Here is a 21,578-nt window from a genome sequence, read left to right on the forward strand (position 1 = left end):
TCAGTGGTGGTCGAGTCCAGCGCCGTCGAGGAGGACAGGCCTTACTTGTCCTCGATGATCGGGGTGAAGGTGACGTCGGAGTCCTCGCAGTAGGCCGCCACCTTGCCGGAGCGGTAGGGGGACTGCTTGTCGGCGACGGTTCCGAGCCCCTGCCCGTCCACGGTGATGGTGAAGGTGGCCTCTGAGGGCTTGGTTGTATCAATGGTGACGGTGACGTCGTGGCTCTCCCCGGGTGGGTAGACGGGTGTATTGCCGGATGACAGGAATCGCTGGTACCCCGGGTAGGCGGTGTCCTGCTTGGAGACCTCCCAGCCGTTGGGCTTGAGGGCAAGGGCGTAGAAGTGGTTGTTGTCGGTGTAGTTCCACAGGAGCCAGGCGACCTCCCACGCATTGGGCTCGCCGTCCTCTCGCAGCTGCCTGACAGTGGTCATCGTGGTGTGGATGGTCTGAACGCCTCCGGCCTCGATCTCGACCGTGGTGGAGGTGGCCAGACCGGCGTGGGTCGTGTCATGGGAATTGGCCGACGTCGGCTTGAGGCGCAGCAGGCCATCGGAGCACGAGGCCTCGCCATAACCGTCGAAGATGATCTCCCACTGGGAGCAGTCCGGGGTCTCTGTCTCTGTCTCTGTCTCTCGGGCGTGGCAGTACACGGTGACTCCTAGGACCAGTGCCAGGACGCAGCCCGTCAGAAGGGCACGACGCAGAATCCTGCCGCGACGAGATCCGTCGATAACTCCTGCGTGCTGAGGCGCGTTGGCAACTGTCATCTCATCTCCTCATTGGTCAGGTTGCTGGCTGTGGGACGGGGACGGCGCACGATCACGGCAGTGGGGTTCAACAGGGGGCGGGCCGGGACGGCCGGAACAGCCGGGACAGCACTGCCTGGACCTGCGGCCCGGGGGGCGGCGAGGGGCTCCACCCTCGCCGGTCCGCTGGGCGGCCGCTGCTTGATCGGTACCGATGAGCCCACGGCTGCTGATCCGTTGGAGCCGGCAGTCGGCCTGCTGGGCGCGCCCTGCTGATCCGGCTCCGCCTCCCGAGCGGTCTTGGCCCACCCGGTGCGTCCGGTCAGCTCCCGAGCGACTGCTCGCCAGCCGTAGAGACTGGGAAGGAGGCCGTAGAGGACGAACAGGTGCGCGTAGCCCACGGCCTTGAGCAGGTTCAGACCCTCGCTGCGCTCGATGCGCCAGTAGATCCAGGCGTAGATGAGTGCCGGACCGAAGGCGATGACGTAGGCCCCCACGAGCCATGCCCATGACTGATCCCACCTCAGGACCACGGCCACACCGGCGGTCACCATGGTGATGAGGAAGGACAGGGTCAGCAGGGACCCGGTCAGGAGCAGATAGGGAGTGAGGATCTGCCAGAGCGTGTCGGCGCGCCCCAGGCCATGCTGCTCTCGGGCGACGGAGCGCAGCAGGTGCAGTGCCTGGAGGTTTCCCTGGAACCAGCGGGTGCGCTGACGCATGAGGCGGCGCATGTTGGTCACACCCTGCTGGTGAACGGAGGCCGCGGGCCAGAACTCGTTGGTCCAGCTGGTGGCGTTGAGCCGGATACCCAGGTCGAAGTCCTCGGTCAGCGACCGGGTCCAGGGCCGGGGCCCCAGGGCGTCGAGAGCGCTGAGGCGGACGAACTGGGCGTTGCCGCCCATGCCGACGCTGCGGACTCGGCGCCGTCCTCGCTGAAAGACCTCGGTGAAGATCACGAACTCCATGTCCTGCATACGGGCGAGCAGGGAGCCGAAGCGGTTGTTGATGCGCACCCCCATCTGGACGGCGCCGACCTCCTGCGGGGCGAATGCCTTGCGCACCTCCGCGATGGCGTGGGGGTCGAGCCTGCCGTCGGCGTCCATGACTCCCACGACGACTCGCGAGGAGGACACCGTGGTGCATCGGGAGCGCACGATTGACAGCGCGTCATTGAGGGCCTCCCCCTTGCCCAGGCGGGCGCGAGGCGGACGACGGCGAACCACCTCGACACGCTCATCGCCGGCCTGAGCGGCCATCTGGGCGGTGTCGTCGTCGGAGCCGTCGTCGATGACCATGATGCGCAGGCCCGGGTCCGGGATCGAGGTGAGCCGTCTGACACTGGCGCCAATGACCTCCGCCTCATTGAGGCAGGGCATGAGGATGACGACGAGCAGCGGCGCATCCGGGTGCGAGGGCCCGCTGTGCCGTGGGGCGCCGCGCGAAGCGATGAGCATGAAGAGGGTGTAGGCGAGAGCGACTGCGATCATCCCCAGGGCGCCCCACCAACCGATGCGGTCGAGGATTCCCAGGAGGCTCGAGGAATCGAAGCTCATAGGCAGGAACAGGGACTGCGTCCTCATCACGCTCGCAGACTCATCAGGCCGCTGCGCTGCTGGACGTGACGTCCAGCGGTGCGCCTGGGGTGCGGGAGCAGGGCGCGAGCCGCACCATAGAGATTGGTCAGCAGGAAGAAGACCAGGATGGCGACGAACACCAAGCCGGCGCAGTCAATGAGGAAACGAGCGACGAGAGCGGGAGGGGAACCTGCCGGGGCGACGTACCACACGACGAACAGTCCGGTTCCGGCAGCGAATGGGGAGTAGTGCATGAGGCCATCCATCTGGATCCAAGGGGTAGGGCCGGCTCCGACCGTCATCACCGCATGCGCGAGCAGTTCCAGTCGGCGCCAACGCCTCGGTGCGACGCGCCCGGGGATGACGGGATGTGGGAACTCAGCCCGTCGGGCACGGCGCACCGTGCGTCATCGCCAAATATAACAATAGAGTAACGCTTTGCAACACTGTGTCATTCGACCATGCAATGCGCACCCTCTTGGAGATGGCTCACAAGAGCTGAAGGCGGCGGGATTCCACCAATCGAACCGCCAATGAACCCGGGGGTCGCAGCACCCCATCCCCTGACGCATCAGGAGATGGTCACGAGCAGGTCACAGAACGGTCTCAACAGGTCTGTTCAGCAGCCTTTTCACCGCCTTCGGGCGCGGGCCGCCTCACCATGGGCGGGCAGATCCTCGCAGCTCGCCAGGACCTCCAGCGCAGGTGTCATGGCCTCCAGGGCGCTCGCACTGTACTCGATGAGCTGGACCGGTTTGAGGAAGGACATCACGCTCAGTCCGGCCGCGAACCTGGCGGTCCCACCGGTGGGCAGGACATGGTTGGAGCCGGCCAGGTAGTCCCCCAGGGGCACAGGACTGTAGGGCCCGACGAAGATGGCTCCGGCGTTACGGATCCGACGCGCGACCTGCGGGGCGTCGGAGGTGTGGATCTCCAGGTGCTCAGCCGCGTAGGCGTCGGCGACCTCGATGGCCTGCGTGAGGTCGCTCACCAGGACGGTTCCCGACTGCGGACCCCTCAATGCGGTCGATGCCCGCTCCCGGTGCCGGGTCGCGCTGAGTCTGCGCTCGAGCGCCGCATCGACGGCGTCGGCCAGCTCCGGGGAGTCGGTGATGAGGACACTGCCGGCATTGGGATCGTGCTCCGCCTGGGAGAGCAGGTCGGCGGCCACGTACTCGGGGTCGGCCCCGGCGTCGGCCAGGACGGCGATCTCGGTAGGACCCGCCTCGGCATCGATACCGACCGTCCCCATGACGGCTCGCTTGGCGGCCGCCACGTAGACGTTGCCGGGACCGGTGATGACGTCCACGCCCCGGCACAGGACCTCTCCCCCGGCATCCGCACGATCGGTGTCGTCCTGGGCGTCGGCGCCGTAGGCGAGCATCGCGATGGCCTGGGCGCCGCCGACGGCGTAGACCTCGGTGATCCCCAGCAGCGCGCACGCCGCCAGGATCGTGGGGTGGGGCAGACCGGCGAACTCGGCCTGAGGCGGGCTGGCCAGGGCGATCTGCTCGACGCCGGCGACCTGGGCGGCCACCGCGTTCATCACCACGCTGGAGGGGTAGACGGCCAGCCCTCCGGGAACGTAGAGCCCGACCCGTTCGACGGGGATCCAGCGCTGGGTGACGGTGCCTCCGGGGACCACCTCCGCGGTGCGCTCGGTGGGAACCTGGGCGGTGTGCCCGGCCCGGTTGTGGGCGATGGACATCTCGAGGGCCTCGCGCACCGAGGGGTCCAGGTCGTTGAGCGCCTGGGCGATGGCAGCAGCGGGAACACGCAGGTGAACGGGTCGCACGCCGTCGAAGCGCTCGGCGGCGTCGCGCAGTGCGGCCGCGCCACGGGATCGGACGTCCTCGATCAGTGGAGCCACTGCGGCCTGGGCGGAGGTGACGTCGAGGGCGGCCCGGGGCAGGGCCTGAGCCAGCTGGCGTGCAGAGAGTCGGGTGCGGCGCAGATCAGTGCGGGTGAGCATGCCCGTAAGCCTACCGGCCACGTGTGAGGCGGCCCAGGAGAGCTCGTCGTCCCCTGGGCCGCCTCACGCACCTGCGGATGGTCAGAGGCTCATCGGGCCTCGCGCACGGAGCGGGCGGCGCCGACCAGGCTGGTCAGGCTCGCCTCGGTCTCGGCGTAGGCGCGGGTCTTGAGACCGCAGTCGGGGTTGACCCAGACCTTCTCTGCGCCCAGGGCCTCGACGGCCCGCTGGAGCAGCTCGGTGCACTCGGCCTGGCTGGGCACGCGCGGGGAGTGGATGTCCCACACCCCCGGGCCGAGCTGGCGCTCGAAGCCGTGCTCGGCCACCGCGGGGAGGATATCCATGCGCGAACGGGAGGCCTCGATGGAGGTCACGTCGGCGTCGAGGTGGTCGACCGCGTCGATGACGACGTCGAACTCCGAGTAGCACAGGTGGGTGTGGATCTGGGTGGCGGGTGCGGCGCCCCCGGTGGCCAGGCGGAAGGAGCCGACGGACCACTCCAGATAGGCGGGGCGGTCGGCGCGCCGCAGTGGGAGGGTCTCGCGGATGGCGGGCTCATCGACCTGGATGACGCCGATGCCCGCGGCCTCGAGGTCCGCCACCTCCTCGCGCAGGGCCAGGCCCAGCTGGTCGGCGACCTGGGCGCGCGGGATGTCGTCGCGCACGAAGGACCAGGCCATGATCGTCACCGGGCCGGTGAGCATGCCCTTGAGGGGCTTGTCGGTCAGGGACTGGGCGTAGGCCGACCAGGCGACCGTCATGGGCTCGGGGCGGGCGACGTCACCCCACAGGATGGAGGGGCGGGTGCAGCGCGAGCCGTAGGACTGGACCCAGCCGTGCTCCGTGGTCACGAAGCCGTAGAGCAGCTCGGCGAAGTACTGGACCATGTCGTTGCGCTCGGCCTCGCCGTGAACCAGGACATCCAGGCCGAGGCGCTCCTGAAGGGCGACGACGCTGGCGATCTCGGCGCGCATGGCGGCGTCGTAGGCGGCGTCGTCGATCTCGCCCTTGCGCCAGGCGGCCCGGGCCTTACGGATCTCAGCGGTCTGGGGGAAGGAACCGATGGTGGTGGTGGGAAGCTCGGGAAGGCCGAGGCGCTCGTCCTGGGCCGCCTTGCGCTCGGCATAGGGGGCGCGGGTGCGGTCGGCGTCCGTGACGGCCTCGACGGCGGCGCGGACCTCGTCGCGGTGCACGCCCGGGTGGGCGGCACGCTGCTTGCGCAGGTCGGCGTCCTGGGCCAGTTCTGCGGCAATGGCGTCACGGCCCTGCTCCAGGCCCTTGGCCAGGGTGATGACCTCGCCGACCTTCTGATCGGCGAAGGCGAGCCAGGAGCGGATCTCCGGGTCGATGGCGGTCTCGCGCTCGACATCGTGCGGCACGTGCTGCAAGGAGGTGGAGGTCGCCACGGTGATGGGGGTGCCCTCGGGAAGGCGCTCGCGCAGCTGCTCGAGCACATCCATGGCCCGGTTCAGGTCGGTGCGCCAGATGTTGCGTCCTGAGACGACACCGGCGACGACGGTCTTGCCCTCCAGGGCGGCCAGGTCGCCGGCCTCGGGCAGGGCGCCGGCCACGAGGTCGAGGCCCACGGCCTCGATCGGGGCCTGAGCGAGCACGGGCAGGGCGTCGCCCAGGGAGCCGTAGGTTCCGGCCACCAGGATCTGGGGGCGCTCCACGATGGCCCCCAGCCAGGTATAGGCGTCGCGCACGGCGTCGAGGACCCGCTGACGCCCCACGTTCCAGGAGTCGGAGACCAGGGCGGGCTCGTCGAGCTGGACCCAGGTGGCACCGGCCTCGTACAGGTCCATGAGGAGGTGGCCATAGGCGTGCAGGACGTCGCTGAGACGGTCCAGGGGGTGGAAGTCCTCGGCCGCCTCGTCGGAGGGCTTGGCCATGAACAGGTAGCTCACCGGTCCCACGACGACCGGGCGCACCTCGGTCCCGGTGGCCTTGGCCTCGCGGACCTGGTCGGCGATGGCGGTGTCGACGTAGTCGATGGGGGTGGAGGCGTCGATCTCGGGGACCAGGTAGTGGTAGTTGGAGTCCAGCCACTTGGTCATCTCCATGGCCGGGCGGGCTCCCTCACCGCGGGCCAGCGTGAAGTAGCCCTCGACGTCGAGGGCGCCATCGGCGTTCAGCAGGTCGCGGAAGCGGGCGGGCGCGGCCCCCAGGGTGGCGGTCACCTGAAGAACCTGGTCGTAGAGAGTGAAGTCCGCCGGCACCGAGGCGGGCTGAGTCAGTCCCAGGTCCGTCAGGCGCGAGCGGGTCGCCCCGCGCAGCTCGGCAGCGGCGTGCCTGAGCTCATCGGCGCTCAGGTCCCCCTTCCAGAAGGACTCCACGGCGCGTTTGAGCTCGCGGTCCCTTCCGATTCGGGGGTACCCCAGAATGGTGGCCCCCGGCAGGGGGGTGGAGGGGACCTGCGACTCGGTCACGGCGATCTCAGCCGGTGAGGCGGGGGCGACGACCGACTCAGGGGTGGCGCTCATGCGTTCTCCTTGGTGATGGTGGTGTGGGGCTGGACGGGGTGGCGGGAAGACAGTGCTGCACCGGGAGATCCGCAGCGCAGGAAGGAGGGGCCTCGGCCGGGGGTGGCCTGGAGGTATCCGCGATCGACGGCGTCGCGCACCTCCCGGTCGGGCGCGGCTCCGGCCAGGATGCCACCCAGACGCAGGTGGCTGATGACGTCGAGGGCCGGACGGGTGCGGTTGAAGGTGTACAGGTGCAGTCCGGGGGCCCCGGCGCGCAGCAGCGCGGTGGCCAGGTCGAGTGTCGCACCGATGCCGCGTTCCACAAGGGTGGCGCCGCTGGCCGATCCCAGCGTGGAACGCAGGCCGGCGGGCACACGCACTCCGGTGAGCGCCTCAAGGCGGGTGAGCCGACGCAGGTCGGTCAGCGGGATCACCCCGGGAAGGATCGGGATGCTCACCCCCGCGTAGGAGGCCGCGTTGGTCAGCGCCACGTAGTCGGCCGCGTCGTAGAACACCTGGGTGATCGCCATATCGGCTCCGGCGGCCTGCTTGGCGGCCAGGACCTCGATGGCCTCGATGTGGTCGCTGGTGGCCGGGTAGGCGGCCACGGCGATCGTGACGTGGCGTCTGCTGTCACCGAAGAAGTCGGTCTCAACCTCCCGGATGACCCGGACGAGGTCGTCGGCGTGGCGCAGCTCTCCGGCGACGTCGTCGGCCCGGGTACCGGCCGGCGGGTCACCGCGTAGAGCGAGGAAGCGCCGTACTCCCATCCGAAGGAAGCGGGTGACGATGTCGACGGCCTCCTGCTTGCGGTAGCCGATGCAGGTCAGGTGCGCCATGAGGGGAATGGTGCTGGACTCCAGCACGTGGGCGAGCACGCACTCGGAGGGATTGGTCTGCTCCTGGACCGCCCGTACACGGGGCGCGATGCCGCACCGGTTCCCCTCATATTCATCGCCGCTGTCCCCGCCTGCGGGGTCGGTGACGAAGGTGGGCCGGTAGGTCACCGAGACGAAGTCCGGTCCGGTGGCCAGGAGCCTGTCAATGCGGCCCCAGGTGGCGGAGGCGGCCTTACCCGGACGCGGAGGGAAGAGCTCCAGGCTGACGGTGGGCAGTCGCCGGGCGCTTCCGGTCTCGGTGCTGCTCAAGGCGTCGCCGCGACTCCCTGCCGCAGCGGTGGGCTCATTGTCTCGCACATCGTCTCCATCGATCCTGGCTGAAGCACCCGTGTACCGGGTTGCTGCGGCGTCATGGAACCAGGTCTCTCGGCCGCTCTGGATGGTCGAGCGTATCAAACCACGACTGTTTCCCAGCCCCGCCGCCGTCCCACATAGCGAGAGCTGCTCCGTTCAGTCGTCGGCCTGGTTCCCACCCCATGCCGCCCAGCAGGCGAGCCGCTGCGGCGGGGCCCAGCTCGAGTCCCTGGTGCTGACCTCTCCGGTGGCTGACGAGACCACGAGGGAGGCCAGACTCGGTTCACCGCGAGCAGCGCAGTCGTGGCCGATCATGGAGAGCAACGGTCCCATATGACGCGGCAGCACGCTCCGTCCGATCGAGTCGCTGAGCTCGCCGTAGGTGATGACCTCACGGTGCTGAGCGACCTCTATCAGAACGGAGCGTGCTGCGTTGGTGGCCTGGGCCAGCCTCGGGGTGAGTCGGCGCATCCTGTCCCCCACTGGGAAGCGGTCACCGACGGTGATGGCGAGCGATTGAGACACGATGTGATGATCCGGGTTGTCCGGGCTCTTCACAAGCTCGTCCTCGCTGCGCCTCCGCCCCGAGGCCGGCGCTGATCAGTCGGCCAGGCGACGGCGCACCAGGATGAATCCGCCGCCTAGGGCGATGGCGGCCACCGCCAGGACGATGCCGGTCACGCTGGCACCGGTGAGCGGAAGACGGTTACCGCCGGTAGCCGCTGCAGCCGCAGCAGCCTGGCCCTGACCGTCCTGAGCCTTACCGCCGGGCTTGGCGATGCTGGAGTTCTTCTGTCCGGCCCCCGCCTTGGAGTCAGCGGGGCCGGCGCTCTGCGTCTTCTGAGCGTCGGTGCTGGCAGCCCCGTCAGCGACGGTGGAGCCGTTGTTGTTCGGGGAGCTGGTGGCGGAGGGCTGGTTGCCGGCCTTGCTGCCGTTGTTGGCGTTGCTACCGTTGCCAGTCTTGCCGCCGTTGCCAGTCTTACCGCCGTTGTCAGCGGGGGCGTCCCCGGCACCGGGGACGGCGCCGCCGCCCCAGGCGACGTTGACCAGCGCACCGCGATCCACGGCGACGTTGGCGCTGACACCGAGGGTCTTGGCGATGTCCTCGGGCAGGGCGTGGCCGTTACCGGAGGCGGGGCTTCCCTCCTTGAGGTGGAAGTCCGAGGTCTTGTCCATCGGGTTGGCGGACTCCTTGACGAAGAACGGGTTGTTCTCCGGGGAGCCGTGCAGGTCCAGACCGTTGGTCTCCTTACCGTTGGTCTGGACACTCGAGCTGGCGGTGAAGTCGGCGAGCTTCTCAGCGTTGACCGACTGGTTCATACGGTCGGCGCCCCAGTTCCACAGGACCGTGGTCGACAGGGTCTGGGGGTTCTCGTGGCGGTAGTAGACGTCGTAGTCGATGCTGGTGACCATCTCATTGGCGTAGACCGCACCGGAACCGTCATCGTTGGCCGCACCGAGGACCTGGACCATGGCCGAGTAGCGCCACGGGTCATCGGGCATGGGGGTGGTCTGCTCGGAGGAGAAGATGTTGTTCATCACCTGGGTGTTGGTGGTGTCCCAGCTCAGTCCGTGCTCGGCGCTCCACTTCTGCACCTGGGTGCACACACCCTGGGCGTTGCGGGCGTTGCAGCCGTTGGAACGGGTGTCCTCCTGGATCCACAGGCTGGTGAGCGCGTGGGAGACGGTGTTGTTCCACACGCGGGTGTCGTTGGACCCGGAGACGTGGATGCCGACACCGGCTCCGGCCACGATGTTGGAGGCGATGAGGTTGTTGGAGGAGACCTCGTTGAAGATCGCCACCGGGACGTTGACGAAGTAGTTGCCAACGATCTCGGAGTCCATCACGCCCTCGTCGAACCAGACGCCCACGGCCCGGTTCTGGTCATAGGCCGCGGGGTCGGAGATGTCCGTGCCGGTGGCCGAGTAGTCCACGGTGTTGTTGGCGAAGCGGATGTTCTTGGCGTGGGTGATCTTGGTGTCGGCCAGGGTGCAGTAGGCGCCGCAGTCCTTCGTGATGAAGCCGGAGGTGTTGTTGTTCCTCCACAGGTTGTTCTCCACCTTGGCACCGCTGGAGTCATTGATGCCGAAGGCGTTGGAGCCGTTGTTCTCGAACAGGTTGTTCGACACGACCGCGTTGGTCGAGTCGATGACCTGCAGCGCACCGGCCGTCGAGGAGTAGCGGAAGGTGGAGTTCTCGATGCGAGGAGCACCGTGAGCGGCCACGACCATTCCGCCACCGGAGATGGTGCCGATCTCGGGGTCCGGGTAGTCCCAGCGCTGCACCGCGGAGTACTTCTCCACCGTCAGCCCCGACAGGGTGATGTTGTCGGTGTTGAAGGACAGGGCGCGGGAGTGCTGGACCACCTCGACCTGGTGCTGGTTGGGGTCGACGCCGATGACGTAGGAGGTGCCCCGGTGCGGCTTGACGTTGTAGCCGGCCTGGTTGTTGTTCGGGTTCTTCAGGGTGACCGGGTCGGGGTCATCGACGAAGAAGGTGGACTCGGTGACCTCGGCACGGCTGAGTACCTGGGTCAGGGGCTTGCCGTCGACGAACACCTGCTCGGGGTGGGCGGCGATCCCTTCCTTGGCGGGGTCGGCGTTGATGGTGCAGACCGTGCAGAAGCGGACCATGTCCTTGCCCGTGGACCACTTCCCGTCGCCACCGGCGTTCCAGCTCGTGGGGACCTCGGCGCCGGTGAGGACCGGCTTGGCGCCCTCGGCCGCCTTGATGGTCACGCCCTTGTCGACGGCGAGCTCACCTTCACGGTAGGTGCCGTTGGCCAGCTCGATGGTGTCTCCGTTGCCGGCCTTCTTCAGGGCTGCTCCAAGGGTCTGGAGGGGCTTGGCAGCGGTTCCGTCTCCCGCGTCCGAGCCACCCTCGGCCGAGACATGAATGATGTTGCCGTCAGCTGCGGCGGCTTCTGGTGCATGAGTCACAGCCAGAACAGGCGCCGACAGCGATAGAGCGAGTATCGCCATCTGGGCGACAATTCGACGCTTCATGGTGTCTCCGTCTCCGTAGTGTGATCAGAACGCCGTTACCCTACCGTGATAAATTTTGTTTGGCATCCGTTATATCCGCATAGTTCTGAGAGATGCTTCTCTCACTCACGGTGCTGCCGGCCGCTCTAGCGGGGTGCTACCTGCTCCAACGTGCGCAACTCGCGCCCCGTCTGCAAGGATCCGGCTATGACACACGCAACATCTCAGCAGGGCTCCCAGTACCCGGTCGTCTCAGTGTCCGGAAGCATCAGGCTCGGGCAGTTCCTCAAGCTGGCGGGCCTGGTGGAGGACGGCGCGCAGGCGCGCATCGCCATCCAGTCCGGAGACGTCTCTGTCGACGGCGCCGTTGAGACCCGTCGCGGGCACCACCTGACTGGTGGTGAGGTCGTTGTCGTTGATCACCCCGCAGGCCAGGTGGGCGCCGTCGTCGAGCAGCTGGGGCCCGGCCAATGAGCCCGACCCCCCGGGATCAAGAGCAGCCGACCGGCCTAGCCCTCCTGCCTCTGGTCGGATCCTGCCGGTGAGTCATCCGCGTCGTCGACGGCGCGGACGTCGACCCTCAGTCCTTGGCGATCTCGTCGATAGCGTCCTCGGCACCCTCACCGTCTCCTTCGTCACCGTCGGTGATCGACGACAGGGTCGACGACAGCCTGGTGTGCAGCTCGATGGTCTCGACCTCGTGCGGTTCGTTGGCGGTCGTGACCGCGGTGGTGACTGAGTCGACCAGGACCTGGTTGGCCAACGAGTGCCGCAGCAGCATGGGGTCGTTGTTCAGATCCTTGTAGAGCGAGACGCACAGCAGCAGCATGACGAAGACGAAGGGCAGGGCCGAGACGATCGTGATGTCCCGCAGACCGGTGAGGACCTCGCGCGGATCGTCCCCTCCGGCGAGCAGCATGGCTGAGGCCACTCCGCCGGTGGACACGCCCCAGAAGACGACTGTGAAACGGCTCGGATCGGTCGCGCCGTTCTCCGAGAGCCCTCCCATGACGATGGAGGCCGAGTCAGCACCGGTGACGAAGAAGATCGCCACCAGGACGACTGCCAGCGCCATGAGGACGATGAGGACCACCTTGTGGACGGGCATGGCGTTGAGCAGGTCGAACAGGATGGTGTCGAAGTTCAGGTCGGGTGTGCCATCGGCCTTGAGATGGACGAGGGCATCCGCTGCATGGCCGGCGCGCTCGGCGCGTTCCTGAAGCCCGATGGCGCCACCGCCGAAGATGGCGAACCAGATGAGGGAGACGACTGAGGGGACGAGCATGACCCCGGTGACGAACTGCCGGATGGTACGACCGCGCGAGATGCGGGCGATGAACATTCCCACGAAGGGCGTCCAGGAGATCCACCAGGCCCAGTAGAAGATCGTCCAGGAGGACAGCCACTGGGCCATGTCCTGATTCCCCACGGCCGCCGTGCGCGAGGCCATGGCGGGCAGCTCGTCGACGAAGTTGCCGATCGCCGAGGGGATGATGTTGAGGATGAACAGGGTGGGTCCACCGATGAAGACGATGATCGCCAGCAGCACAGCCAGCACCATGTTGATGTTCGACAGCCACTGGATGCCCTTCTCGATGCCGGAGATGGCGGAGGCCACGAAGCAGGCCGTCAGGATCGCGATGATCCCGACCATCATCGCGGGTGTGGACTTGGTGACGAGATTGGTCGACACCATGCCTCCACCGATCTGCAGGGCCCCCAGCCCCAGTGAGCAGGCCGATCCGAACAGGGTGGCGACGATCGCCAGGATGTTGATGATGCGCCCGCCGATCCCGTCGATGGCCTGGCGCCCGAACAGGGAGGTGAACATGGCCGAGAAGAGCTGGGAGCGTCCCAGGCGGTAGGTTCCGTAGGCCATTCCGAGCCCAACCAGGGCGTACATCGCCCACGGGTAGATGGTCCAGTGGAACATGGCCGTGCCCAGGGCTGTGCTGGCGGCCCGGGCCGTCTGAGGGTCGACGGTGTCCGGCGGGGGCGACACGTAGAAGTAGAGAGGTTCACCGACACCGTAAAAAATCAGTCCGATGCCCATTCCCGTGGCGAACATCATGGAGACCCAGGAACCGGTGGAGTACTCGGGCTCCTCGGCGTCCCCGCCCAAGGGGATCTTGCCGAACCGGGAGGCCGCCACGAAGATGACGAAGACGACGAACAGGGTCGAGGACAGGACGAACAGCCAGCCGAAGTTGCTGATCGTTCCCCCCAGGGCCCACTTGGAGACCCGCCCCAACCCGTGCGGGGAGATGAAGCCCCACGCCACGAACGCGATGGTCGCGGTCGCGGCGACACCGAAGACCACCCTGTCCATTCCCTCACCGACGTCGTGGGGCTGGCGGGAGACCGATCTCCTCAGACGGTCGAGCAGATGGCGCTGCCGCCGTTTCACGGTTGCCGGGGAGGTCTGGAAGGCCGGCGTGGCGGCCGCCGCACTCTGGAGGGCCTCCCCCGCCTGCTCCGTCTGCAAGCCGGCGTCTGACTCCTCTTGCTGCGTCATCGTTGGAGGGTTCAGGTCCTCGTCACTCATCAAATATCCTCATAGACAATACAGTCACCGCCTGCTTGCGGACATGACGAGAGTATCAAGATGACGACGGGGCTCCGTCTGAGAGCGAGCCGTCACGGAACTGGTGGGGTCGGGTGAATGTCACTCATCCGGAGACGGCCTGCTAGTGGCGCAGGCACCCCGGGCCGAGGAGGGCCTTGATGTCGGAGTAGAAGGCGGGCGAGGCCTCCACCCGTAGCGAGGCGTCCAGCTGGGTACGCACCTCGCGCCCCGGGCTGGTCAGTGTCAGACGGACCGTGGATCCGCCCGGGTGCTTGGTGAGCACGTCCTTGAACTGCTCCACCAGCGGCCCGGTGCACCGGTTGGTGGGCAGGGTGATGAGAACCGCCTCGTGGGCGGCGCTGGAGATGTCCGGGATCGTCATCTCCTGGGCGTACAGGGCGACCTGCCCGTCACGCCGGTTGAGACGTCCCCGCACTGTGACCACCGTGTCCGGGGCCAGCATGGTGGAGACGGTCTGATAGGTCTGGGGGAAGAAGAGCACCTCGATGCTTCCGGCCAGGTCCTCGACCTGGGCGATGGCCCACAGGTTGCCCTGCTTGGTGGTCTTGCGGGTCAGCGAGGTGATGAGCCCGGCGATGGTGACCATGGCGCCGTCGGGCAGCTCGTCATTCTCGTGGAGCTCGGAGATCTCCTTGTCCGCGAGCTTGCCGAGCAGTCCCTCCAGTCCCATGAGGGGGTGATCGGAGACGTAGAGCCCCAGCATGTCGCGCTCGTAGGCGAGCTTGTCCTTCTTGTCCCACTCGGGCAGGTTGGGAACGTCGGAGGAGAAGACCGGGCCGTTGCCGAAGGGCGAGTCGTCGACGTCGTCGGGCCCGCCCATGAGGGAGGCGAACAGGTCGAACTGGCCGGCGGCCTCGTTGCGCTTGACACCGATGATCTCGTCGACGAAGTCCTCGTGACAGGCCTGCAGGGAACGACGGGTGTGCCCCAGGGAGTCGAAGGCTCCGGCCTTGATGAGCGAGTCGATGGTGCGCTTGTTGCACACGACCGCGGGAACCTTGTCGAGGAAGTCCTCGAAGGAGGTGAACTCGCCCTTGTCCTCCCTGGCGGCCACGATCGCGTCGACGACGTTGATGCCGACGTTGCGCACCGCGGACAGCCCGAAGCGCACGTCCTCGCCGACCGCGGAGAACTGGGCCCGCGAGGCGTTGACGTCCGGGGGCAGCACCGTGATGCCCATGTGGCGGCACTCCCCCAGGTAGACGGCCAGCTTGTCCTTGTTGTCCTTCTGACTGGTGAGCAGGGCGGCCATGTACTCGGTGGGGTAGTGCGCCTTGAGGTAGGCCGTCCAGTAGGACACGACGCCGTAGGCGGCCGAGTGGGCCTTGTTGAAGGCGTACTTGGCGAAGGGGACGACGACGTCCCACAGGGTCTTGACGCTCTCCTTGGAGAAACCGGCCTGGACCATCCCGGCCTCGAACTCGACGAACATCTTGGCCAGGATGTCCATCTTCTTCTTACCCATGGCCTTGCGCAGCGCGTCGGCCTTGCCCATGGAGAATCCCGCCAGGTCGGTGGCGATCTTCATGACCTGCTCCTGGTACACGATGAGACCGTGCGTGGTCCCCAGGATCGGGTCGAGGGCCTCCTTGAGCTCGGGGTGGATCGGGATGACCTCCTGCAGGCCGTTCTTGCGCAGCGCGTAGTTGGTGTGGGACTCCGCCCCCATGGGGCCGGGCCGGTAGAGGGCGCCGACGGCGGAGATGTCCTCGAAGTTGTCGGGCTTCATCAGGCGCAGCAGTGTGCGCATCCCCCCGCCGTCGAGCTGGAAGACGCCCAGGGTCTCACCGCGTGAGAGCAGCTCGTAGGTGGCGCGGTCGTCGAGCTCGACGTGGTCGATGTCCAGGGCCGGTTTGCCGTTGGCGACGATGTTCTCCAGGGCGTCGGAGATGACCGTGAGGTTGCGCAGTCCCAGGAAGTCCATCTTGAGCAGGCCCAGGTGCTCGCAGGTGGGGTAGTCGAACTGGGTGATGACGGCGCCGTCCTGCAGGCGCTGCATCATGGGGATGATGTCGGTCAGGGTGGCCGAGGACATGATGACGGCGCAGGCGTGGACGCCCCACTGCCGGGTCATGCCCTCCAGCCCCTTGGCCAGCTCGACGATCCTCTGGGCGTCGGGGTCCTCGGCGTGCAGCTTGCGGAACTCCTCGGCCTCGCTATAGCGCTCGTCGTCGGGGTTGAAGATGCCCTTGATGGAGATGTCCTTGCCCTGGACGGAGGGGGGCATGGCCTTGGTGAGGCGGTCGCCGACGGCGTAGGGGTAGCCCATGACGCGGCTGGAGTCCTTCAGGGACTGCTTGGCCTTGATGACACCGTAGGTGACCACCTGGCTGATGCGGTCGGCGCCGTACTTCTCACGCACGTACTCGATGACCTCGTCGCGCCGGCGCTCGTCGAAGTCGACGTCGATATCGGGCATGGAGATGCGCTCGGGGTTGAGGAAGCGCTCGAAGATGAGTCCGTGGCGCAGCGGGTTGAGCTCGGTGATGCCCATGGCGTAGGCGACCATGGAGCCGGCTCCCGATCCACGCCCCGGCCCGACCCGGATGCCGTGGGACTTGGCCCAGTTGATGTAGTCGGCCACGACGAGGAAGTAGCCGGGGAACCCCATCTGGGTGATGACGTTGATCTCGTACTCGGCCTGCTTGCGGCAGTCCTCGGGGATGTCGCCGTTGAACCGGCGGTCCATGCCGCGCCAGCACTCCTTGACGAACCAGGACTCGTCGGTCTCCCCCTCGGGGACGGGGAAGGCCGGCATGTATGAGGCGCCCTCGTCCACGGTGCGGAAGTGCACGTCGCACTGCTCGGCCACGAGCAGGGTGTTGTCGCAGGCCTGAGGCATCTCAGAGAAGAGGCGGCGCATCTCGGCGCCGGGACGCAGGTAGTAGGTGTCGCCGTCGAACTTGAAGCGGTCGGGATCGGAGAGCACGGATCCGGAGTTGATGCACAGCATCGCGTCCTGGATGGTGCGGTCCTCGGGGCGCACGTAGTGGGAGTCGTTGGTGGCCAGCAGCGGGGCCCCGAGCTCCTGGGCGATGCGCAGCAGGTCCTTGGTGACGCGCCGTTCGATCTCCAGGCCGTGGTCCATGAGCTCGACGTAGAAGAACTCCTTGCCGAAGATGTCCTGCAGCTCCCCGGCAGCGCGCAGGGCCTCGTCCCACTGGCCCAGGCGCAGGCGGGTCTGGACCTCCGAGGAGGGGCAGCCGGTGGAGCCGATGAGGCCGCCCGAGTAGCGCGAGAGCAGCTCGCGGTCGATGCGGGGGGCCTTGCCCCACTGGCCCTCCAGGGAGGCGAAGGAGTCCATGCGCATGAGGTTGTGCAGGCCCTCGTTGTTGTGTGAGAGCAGCGTCATGTGCGTGTAGGAGCCGCGGGCCGAGACGTCGTCGCTCCTCTGGGACTCATCGCCCCAGAAGACACGGGTCTTGTCAAAGCGGGAGGTGCCCGGCGTCATGTACGCCTCGACCCCGATGATCGGCTTGATGCCGGCGGCCTTGGCGGCCGCGTAGAACTCGTAGGCGCCGAACATGTAGCCGTGGTCGGTGATCGCCAGGGCGGGCTGGCCCAGCCGCTTGGCCTCGGCCACGTAGTCCTTGATCTTCCCGGCGCCGTCCAGCATGGAGTAGTCGGTGTGGACGTGGAGGTGGACGAAGTCGTCCCTGGGGGCTGCATCTTCCTGACTGCTCTTCTCCGCCATGGCCCCATCCTAGGCCCGCCCGGCGCCCTGTCTCCTGGAGGGGCCGAGCGCGCCGTGCAGTGGGAAGCCGGCTCCTCCCCAGCCATGACGGGCCATGCCCGAGGTGGCGGGTCAGCCGGGCGAGAAATCCGCCGTCGGGCGGCGGAGCGCTTCCCGCCGCGTCCGTAAGGCGTTGTGGGCTCAGGCGCGCGCCCGGGCGATTGCCTCTCGCGGAGCCAGGACGCTGTGCGCGAGGTCGAGCACGGGGGTGGGTACACCCGCCTCGTCGCCGGCGCGGCACAGGGCGCCGAGCTGGGCGTCGAGCTCGCTGGGCAGGCCTGAGGCGATGTCCCGCTGCATCGATGTGGTGGCGTCGGCCATGCGCAGGGCCGCGGCGACCGGGTCGGGGGCGTCGTCGGTGGCCAGGTCGTGCCCCAGTGCCGTGGCCACGGCGACGACCTCGCTCACGGCCCGGGTGAAGGCGTCTCTCAGGTCCGTGCGCAGGACGCCGATGGGGGCGTCGGTGGCGGCGCCGAGGGAACCCTGGACGACGACGAAGGAGACCTTGCGCCACAGCTCGGCCCAGATGGAGCCTGGGACCCAGGCTCGGATTCCGGCTGCCTCGAGGGCCTGGACGGCGGCGCGGCTGCGAGCGGTGGCGCTGCCGTCCCACTCCCCCAGGGCCAGGGAGCCGGCGCTGCCAATGGTGCGGACCTCCCCGGGTGAGGCGATGGCGGAGTAGACGCGGGCGACTCCGGGCAGGACATGCGCCTTGCCGACGGCATCGGCGAGCAGTCCGGGCGCGCTGATCCCGTTCTGGGTCGAGACGACACCGGTGTCGGGGCCGGTCAGGCGCCTGAGCGCAGGGGCCAGCGGCGGCAGCGCATCGACCTTCGTGGTGACCAGGACCAGATCCGGCCGGCCTCCCAGGGCGTCGGTGAGAGCCTGCGGGTCATCACTGGCCAGTGGAGTCTCGATGCGGGCGGTCACGGTACCGGGCTCGCCACCGGAGCAGTCGCGCAGCATCAGCCCGCCCGAGCGCAGGGCCTCCAGGGTGCGGCCGTGAACGAGGAACCCGACCTGCTGGCCGCTCGCGGCCAGGCGGGCGCCGAGCCATCCTCCGATGCCCCCGGCGCCGATGACAACAATCCTCACGAGTGTCTCCTCTCAGTCCCGCTGCTGTCCGCACGAGCACGTACGCCCAGATGTCAGTGACCGGCCCTAGATGATTGATTCCAGGGGGTGTGGGTCGGTGTGGGGGCTTGGGGTAGGGGCGAGGATCTCGCAGGATCGGTGCTGCTAGAACCGTTTCCTCGCGCTGGGAGCTTGAGAAAGTGGACACCGACCTGGAGACCCTCGCCACCGCACTGTACGTCACTGCTGATGACCTGCTGAAGACCCACCGTGATGCGCTCAGCCCTGGCGGGATGGGCCGGCTACGGGTGACCAGCGCCTCGCACTCACGCTTCTTCTGAGGCCTGCGCCTGCACCTGGTGTGCACCGTTCACGGTCTTGCGGTGGCCTGGGCAGTCACCAGTCCCAGCCAGGACGAGCGCGAGGTCCTGCGCAGCATGCTCGAGCACCTGGCGCCCACCAGCGCCCACACGATCATCGCCGACAAGGGCTACCGCTCCAAGGACCTGGAGGACGACCCGAACCAGGCAGGGCTGACCCTGCTGCGCCCAGCCGCACGCAACCAGACCCCACGGCCCGGCGCCGGTCTCCTGCGCCCGTTACGCCAGAGGATCGAGTCCGTCTTCGACACCCTCACCGACCAGCTCGGGCTCGAGCGGCACAACGGGCGCACCCCCACCGCAGTCACCGCACGCGTCGCTCAACGCATCCTGGCCCTGACGGCCGCCATCTGGCACAACGACAAAACCGGCAACCCCCACCTACGCTCCCTGACCCCCTACGACCACTAACCACCCACACCCCCTTGGAATCAATCATCTAGGCGGTACGGCCGGAACTGTCCTCGACGCTGACGCTGTTGACGATGCGGGCCATGTCCTGGTGCCAGATACCGGCGTCGAGGTAGCGGTGTCCGTCCAGAACCCAGTATCCGCAGCGCTTGTAGAAGCCCATGGCCTGCTCCTGAGCTGAGAGAACCACCTCCACGCGGGGCCGGCCGGAGTGGCTCAGTGCAGTCTGCTCGAGGGCAGCGACGATGCGGGCACCAAGCCCCGTACCGCGCACGATGCTCCGTACAGCCAAGCGGCCCAGATGGACCCGACCGGGGTGTTCGGGCTCCATCAGGAGACGTCCGGCGCCCAGGGGTGTTCCGTCAGCTCCACTGGCCAGGAGATGGATCGTGGTCGGCTCATCGTCGCGGGCGTCGATCTCCTGGACGAGGGGAACCGCCTGCTCAACAACGAAGACCTCAAGACGAACATCGGCAACGGACCTGCGGAGCCGGTCGGCCTCGGGGCCAGTCTCATCGCCACAGGCGGTTGCGAAGCCAATGGGTTCGTGGACGGCGGTGGCCGGGCGGATCTCGAGGGTGGGAGTCTCCGAGACCGCCTCGTCAGCGCTCGGCCTCGTCGTCGGGGCCATGGTCGAGCGACGCAGGCGATCAGTCACTGTTCTCATTCACCTCCACGGAGAGCCTGTTCACGGCAGGCGCAGGACATTGAGGGCGTGGACGAGGTCGGCGGGGTAGTCGGAGGTGAAGACCATGTGCTCGCCGGTGACGGGGTGGGCGATACCGAGCTCGCGGGCGTGGAGCCACTGGCGGATCAGACCGGTGCGCGCACTCATGGCCGGGTCGGCGCCGTAGGTGGCGTCTCCGACGCAGGGGTGGCCGACGGCCGCCATGTGGACACGGATCTGGTGGGTGCGCCCGGTCTCCAGGTGGATCTCGGCCAGGCAGGCCCCGGGCATCGCCTCGATGACGTCGTAGTGGGTGATGGACTCGCGCCCGCCCTCGATGATGGCCATCCTCCACTCCCGGCCGGGGTGGCGGCCGACGGGGGCGTCGATGGTGCCGCTGGAGGGATCGAGGTGGCCCTGCACCAGGGCGTGGTACACCTTGTCCACCGTGTGCTCCCGGAAGGCGCGTTTGAGCACCGAGTAGGCCCGCTCCCCCTTGGCCACGATCATGACGCCCGAGGTGCCCACGTCCAGGCGCGAGACGATGCCCTGACGCTCGGCGGCACCGGAGGTGGCCACCCGCACGTGCATGGCCTTGAGAGCGCCGAGGACGTCGGGGCCGTCCCACCCCATGGAGGGGTGCGCGGCCACGCCTGCGGGCTTGTCGACGACGACGATGTCCTCGTCCTCGTAGAGCAGCTCCATCCCGTCCACGGGAGTGGCGACCGGCTCGGTGGGACGCGGGTCGGGCAGGTAGACCTCGAGGAGCTCGCCCGCGCGCAGACGAGCGGACTTGGCCAGCACCTCGCCGTTGCGGCGCACCTCACCGGCCTCGCACAGGTCCTCGACCCGACTGCGGGACAGGCCCGTCATCCGGGCCAGCGCGGCATCGACCCGTTCGCCGTCGAAACCGTCGGGGACGGGCAGCAGGCGCACGCTCATTGCGGCTCCCCGGAGGCCGTCCGCGCTGATGCCTCGGAGGACTCCTCCGGCTCTGAGGGCTCCTCAGCGCGATCCTTCCGGCGAGCTCGGGCTCCTCGGCGGGTTGAGGAGGGCGATCCGTCTGATCCTTCCGCCTCGGGCTTGTCTGGGGCGCCGGCGCGCGTGCCGTCGATCTCCCAGCCTCCCAGGGACAGGATGATGATGCCCACGGCGGCCGCCACGATGGCGATGTCGGCGACATTTCCCACGAAGTAGCCGCCGTAGTCGATGAAGTCGATGACGTGGCCGCGCAGGAAACCGGGCTCGCGCAGAAGGCGGTCGATGAGGTTGCCGACCGCACCACCGAGGACCAGGCCGAGGGCCACCGCCCAGGAACGGGACGCCAGGTTCCGGGAGACACGGATGATGACGGCCACGACGAAGGAGGCGATGAGCGCGAAGATCCACGTCTGCCCGGTGGCGAAGGAGAAGGCGGCGCCCGGGTTGCGCACCAGGACCAGTCCCAGCGCTCGACCGAGCAGCGCCGTGTGCCGGCCGTCGGACAGCGCTGAGAGCGCCCACTGCTTGGTGGCCTGGTCCACGACGATGACGATGACCGCCACCAGCCACAGCACGATCACCGGGAGGCGTTTGGATCGGCTCCCACCCGCCGCCTGCGACGTCATGGCTTCGTCCATGGCGCTGAAGGGATTGTCTGTGGGCAGTGGGACAACGTTGTCGGCGTTGCCAGCGGTCTCCTCCACGGAGGAGGCGGGATCGACGTGGTCAGGCATGGGGCTTTCTCGCATTGCACTCAGAGGAGAACGGGTGACGATGGGCTGTGTACCCGACGAAGGGCGGCGACCC

Annotated in this window: 17 protein-coding genes and 1 riboswitch; of the genes, 3 read left to right on the top strand and 14 right to left on the bottom strand. The window is 67.9% G+C overall.

What is annotated here, in order from left to right:
• Positions 1–41: 41 nt before the first annotated feature.
• From BKH32_RS03765 to BKH32_RS03800, 8 genes are all read right to left on the bottom strand, one after another.
• Entirely contained in the window at positions 42–767 is a 726-nt protein-coding gene (locus BKH32_RS03765; protein ID WP_081376681.1) for a hypothetical protein, read from the bottom strand.
• On the bottom strand, positions 764–2,329 hold the full coding sequence (locus BKH32_RS03770; protein ID WP_075248693.1) for a glycosyltransferase family 2 protein: 1,566 nt from the start codon (positions 2,327–2,329) through the stop codon (positions 764–766). The genes BKH32_RS03765 and BKH32_RS03770 overlap by 4 nt, the downstream gene beginning before the upstream one ends.
• Entirely contained in the window at positions 2,329–2,577 is a 249-nt protein-coding gene (locus BKH32_RS03775) for a hypothetical protein (RefSeq protein ID WP_256690739.1), read from the bottom strand. Before BKH32_RS03775 ends, BKH32_RS03770 begins: the two co-directional genes overlap by 1 nt.
• Positions 2,578–2,954: 377 nt before the next feature.
• On the bottom strand, positions 2,955–4,295 hold the full coding sequence (hisD, locus tag BKH32_RS03780) for a histidinol dehydrogenase (protein WP_075248695.1): 1,341 nt from the start codon (positions 4,293–4,295) through the stop codon (positions 2,955–2,957).
• Positions 4,296–4,384: 89 nt separating this feature from the next.
• The gene (gene metE, locus BKH32_RS03785; RefSeq protein WP_081376682.1) at positions 4,385–6,778 is read right to left on the bottom strand and encodes a 5-methyltetrahydropteroyltriglutamate--homocysteine S-methyltransferase; all 2,394 of its coding nucleotides are present in this window, start codon (positions 6,776–6,778) and stop codon (positions 4,385–4,387) included.
• Positions 6,775–7,956 carry a methylenetetrahydrofolate reductase gene (locus BKH32_RS03790; protein WP_075248696.1) on the bottom strand — a complete coding sequence of 394 codons (1,182 nt, stop codon included), beginning with the start codon at positions 7,954–7,956 and terminating at the stop codon, positions 6,775–6,777. The genes metE and BKH32_RS03790 overlap by 4 nt, the downstream gene beginning before the upstream one ends.
• A riboswitch (SAM riboswitch) is annotated at positions 7,952–8,045 on the bottom strand. (Overlaps the previous gene by 5 nt.)
• Positions 8,046–8,109: 64 nt before the next feature.
• Positions 8,110–8,478: a hypothetical protein gene (locus BKH32_RS03795; protein WP_075248736.1), complete on the bottom strand. Its 369-nt coding sequence runs from the start codon at positions 8,476–8,478 to the stop codon at positions 8,110–8,112.
• Between the two features lie 75 nt (positions 8,479–8,553).
• Positions 8,554–10,959: a right-handed parallel beta-helix repeat-containing protein gene (locus BKH32_RS03800; protein WP_075248697.1), complete on the bottom strand. Its 2,406-nt coding sequence runs from the start codon at positions 10,957–10,959 to the stop codon at positions 8,554–8,556.
• Between the two features lie 186 nt (positions 10,960–11,145).
• Between BKH32_RS03800 and BKH32_RS03805 the strand changes: the two genes are divergently transcribed.
• The gene (locus BKH32_RS03805) at positions 11,146–11,412 is read left to right on the top strand and encodes an RNA-binding S4 domain-containing protein (protein ID WP_075248698.1); all 267 of its coding nucleotides are present in this window, start codon (positions 11,146–11,148) and stop codon (positions 11,410–11,412) included.
• Between the two features lie 106 nt (positions 11,413–11,518).
• Here the strand turns inward: BKH32_RS03805 and BKH32_RS03810 are convergent, their stop codons facing one another.
• The 3 genes from BKH32_RS03810 to BKH32_RS03820 form a co-directional block, all read right to left on the bottom strand.
• Positions 11,519–13,453, bottom strand: a complete 1,935-nt coding sequence (locus BKH32_RS03810) for a BCCT family transporter (RefSeq protein ID WP_256690742.1) — start codon at positions 13,451–13,453, stop codon at positions 11,519–11,521.
• A 172-nt stretch (positions 13,454–13,625) separates the two neighbouring features.
• The gene (gene dnaE, locus BKH32_RS03815; RefSeq protein ID WP_075248700.1) at positions 13,626–17,219 is read right to left on the bottom strand and encodes a DNA polymerase III subunit alpha; all 3,594 of its coding nucleotides are present in this window, start codon (positions 17,217–17,219) and stop codon (positions 13,626–13,628) included.
• Between the two features lie 180 nt (positions 17,220–17,399).
• A complete protein-coding gene (locus tag BKH32_RS03820) occupies positions 17,400–18,353 on the bottom strand; it encodes a ketopantoate reductase family protein (protein ID WP_075248701.1) in 954 nt (317 codons plus the stop codon).
• Between the two features lie 179 nt (positions 18,354–18,532).
• Here BKH32_RS03820 and BKH32_RS14065 point away from each other — a divergent pair, with 179 nt between their 5' ends.
• Positions 18,533–18,673, top strand: coding sequence for a hypothetical protein (locus BKH32_RS14065; RefSeq protein ID WP_218638455.1), 141 nt, complete (start codon positions 18,533–18,535; stop codon positions 18,671–18,673).
• 42 nt (positions 18,674–18,715) lie between these two features.
• Positions 18,716–19,123, top strand: coding sequence for a transposase (locus tag BKH32_RS14070; RefSeq protein ID WP_218638456.1), 408 nt, complete (start codon positions 18,716–18,718; stop codon positions 19,121–19,123).
• Between the two features lie 28 nt (positions 19,124–19,151).
• Here BKH32_RS14070 and BKH32_RS03830 read toward each other — a convergent pair whose 3' ends face one another.
• From BKH32_RS03830 to lspA, 3 genes are read right to left on the bottom strand one after another with little or no spacing between them, the layout of a single operon-like run.
• On the bottom strand, positions 19,152–19,754 hold the full coding sequence (locus BKH32_RS03830) for a GNAT family N-acetyltransferase (RefSeq protein ID WP_075248737.1): 603 nt from the start codon (positions 19,752–19,754) through the stop codon (positions 19,152–19,154).
• A gap of 57 nt (positions 19,755–19,811) precedes the next feature.
• A complete protein-coding gene (locus BKH32_RS03835) occupies positions 19,812–20,732 on the bottom strand; it encodes an RluA family pseudouridine synthase (protein WP_075248703.1) in 921 nt (306 codons plus the stop codon).
• Positions 20,729–21,505, bottom strand: a complete 777-nt coding sequence (gene lspA / locus BKH32_RS03840) for a signal peptidase II (RefSeq protein WP_075248704.1) — start codon at positions 21,503–21,505, stop codon at positions 20,729–20,731. The genes BKH32_RS03835 and lspA overlap by 4 nt, the downstream gene beginning before the upstream one ends.
• Between the last annotated feature and the right edge of the window lie 73 nt (positions 21,506–21,578).

Origin of the sequence: Actinomyces oris (assembly GCF_001929375.1) — a bacterium.
GTDB classification, from domain to species: domain Bacteria; phylum Actinomycetota; class Actinomycetes; order Actinomycetales; family Actinomycetaceae; genus Actinomyces; species Actinomyces oris_B.

Coding starts and splice junctions, on each gene's coding strand:
- lspA (WP_075248704.1), bottom strand. CDS start 21,505: ATGCCTGACCACGTCGATCCCGCCTCCTCCGTGGAGGAGACCGCTGGC.
- BKH32_RS03765 (WP_081376681.1), bottom strand. CDS start 767: ATGACAGTTGCCAACGCGCCTCAGCACGCAGGAGTTATCGACGGATCT.
- dnaE (WP_075248700.1), bottom strand. CDS start 17,219: ATGGCGGAGAAGAGCAGTCAGGAAGATGCAGCCCCCAGGGACGACTTC.
- BKH32_RS03835 (WP_075248703.1), bottom strand. CDS start 20,732: ATGAGCGTGCGCCTGCTGCCCGTCCCCGACGGTTTCGACGGCGAACGG.
- hisD (WP_075248695.1), bottom strand. CDS start 4,295: ATGCTCACCCGCACTGATCTGCGCCGCACCCGACTCTCTGCACGCCAG.
- BKH32_RS03770 (WP_075248693.1), bottom strand. CDS start 2,329: ATGAGGACGCAGTCCCTGTTCCTGCCTATGAGCTTCGATTCCTCGAGC.
- BKH32_RS03805 (WP_075248698.1), top strand. CDS start 11,146: ATGACACACGCAACATCTCAGCAGGGCTCCCAGTACCCGGTCGTCTCA.
- BKH32_RS03775 (WP_256690739.1), bottom strand. CDS start 2,577: ATGCACTACTCCCCATTCGCTGCCGGAACCGGACTGTTCGTCGTGTGG.
- metE (WP_081376682.1), bottom strand. CDS start 6,778: ATGAGCGCCACCCCTGAGTCGGTCGTCGCCCCCGCCTCACCGGCTGAG.
- BKH32_RS03800 (WP_075248697.1), bottom strand. CDS start 10,959: ATGAAGCGTCGAATTGTCGCCCAGATGGCGATACTCGCTCTATCGCTG.
- BKH32_RS03830 (WP_075248737.1), bottom strand. CDS start 19,754: ATGGCCCCGACGACGAGGCCGAGCGCTGACGAGGCGGTCTCGGAGACT.
- BKH32_RS03810 (WP_256690742.1), bottom strand. CDS start 13,453: ATGACGCAGCAAGAGGAGTCAGACGCCGGCTTGCAGACGGAGCAGGCG.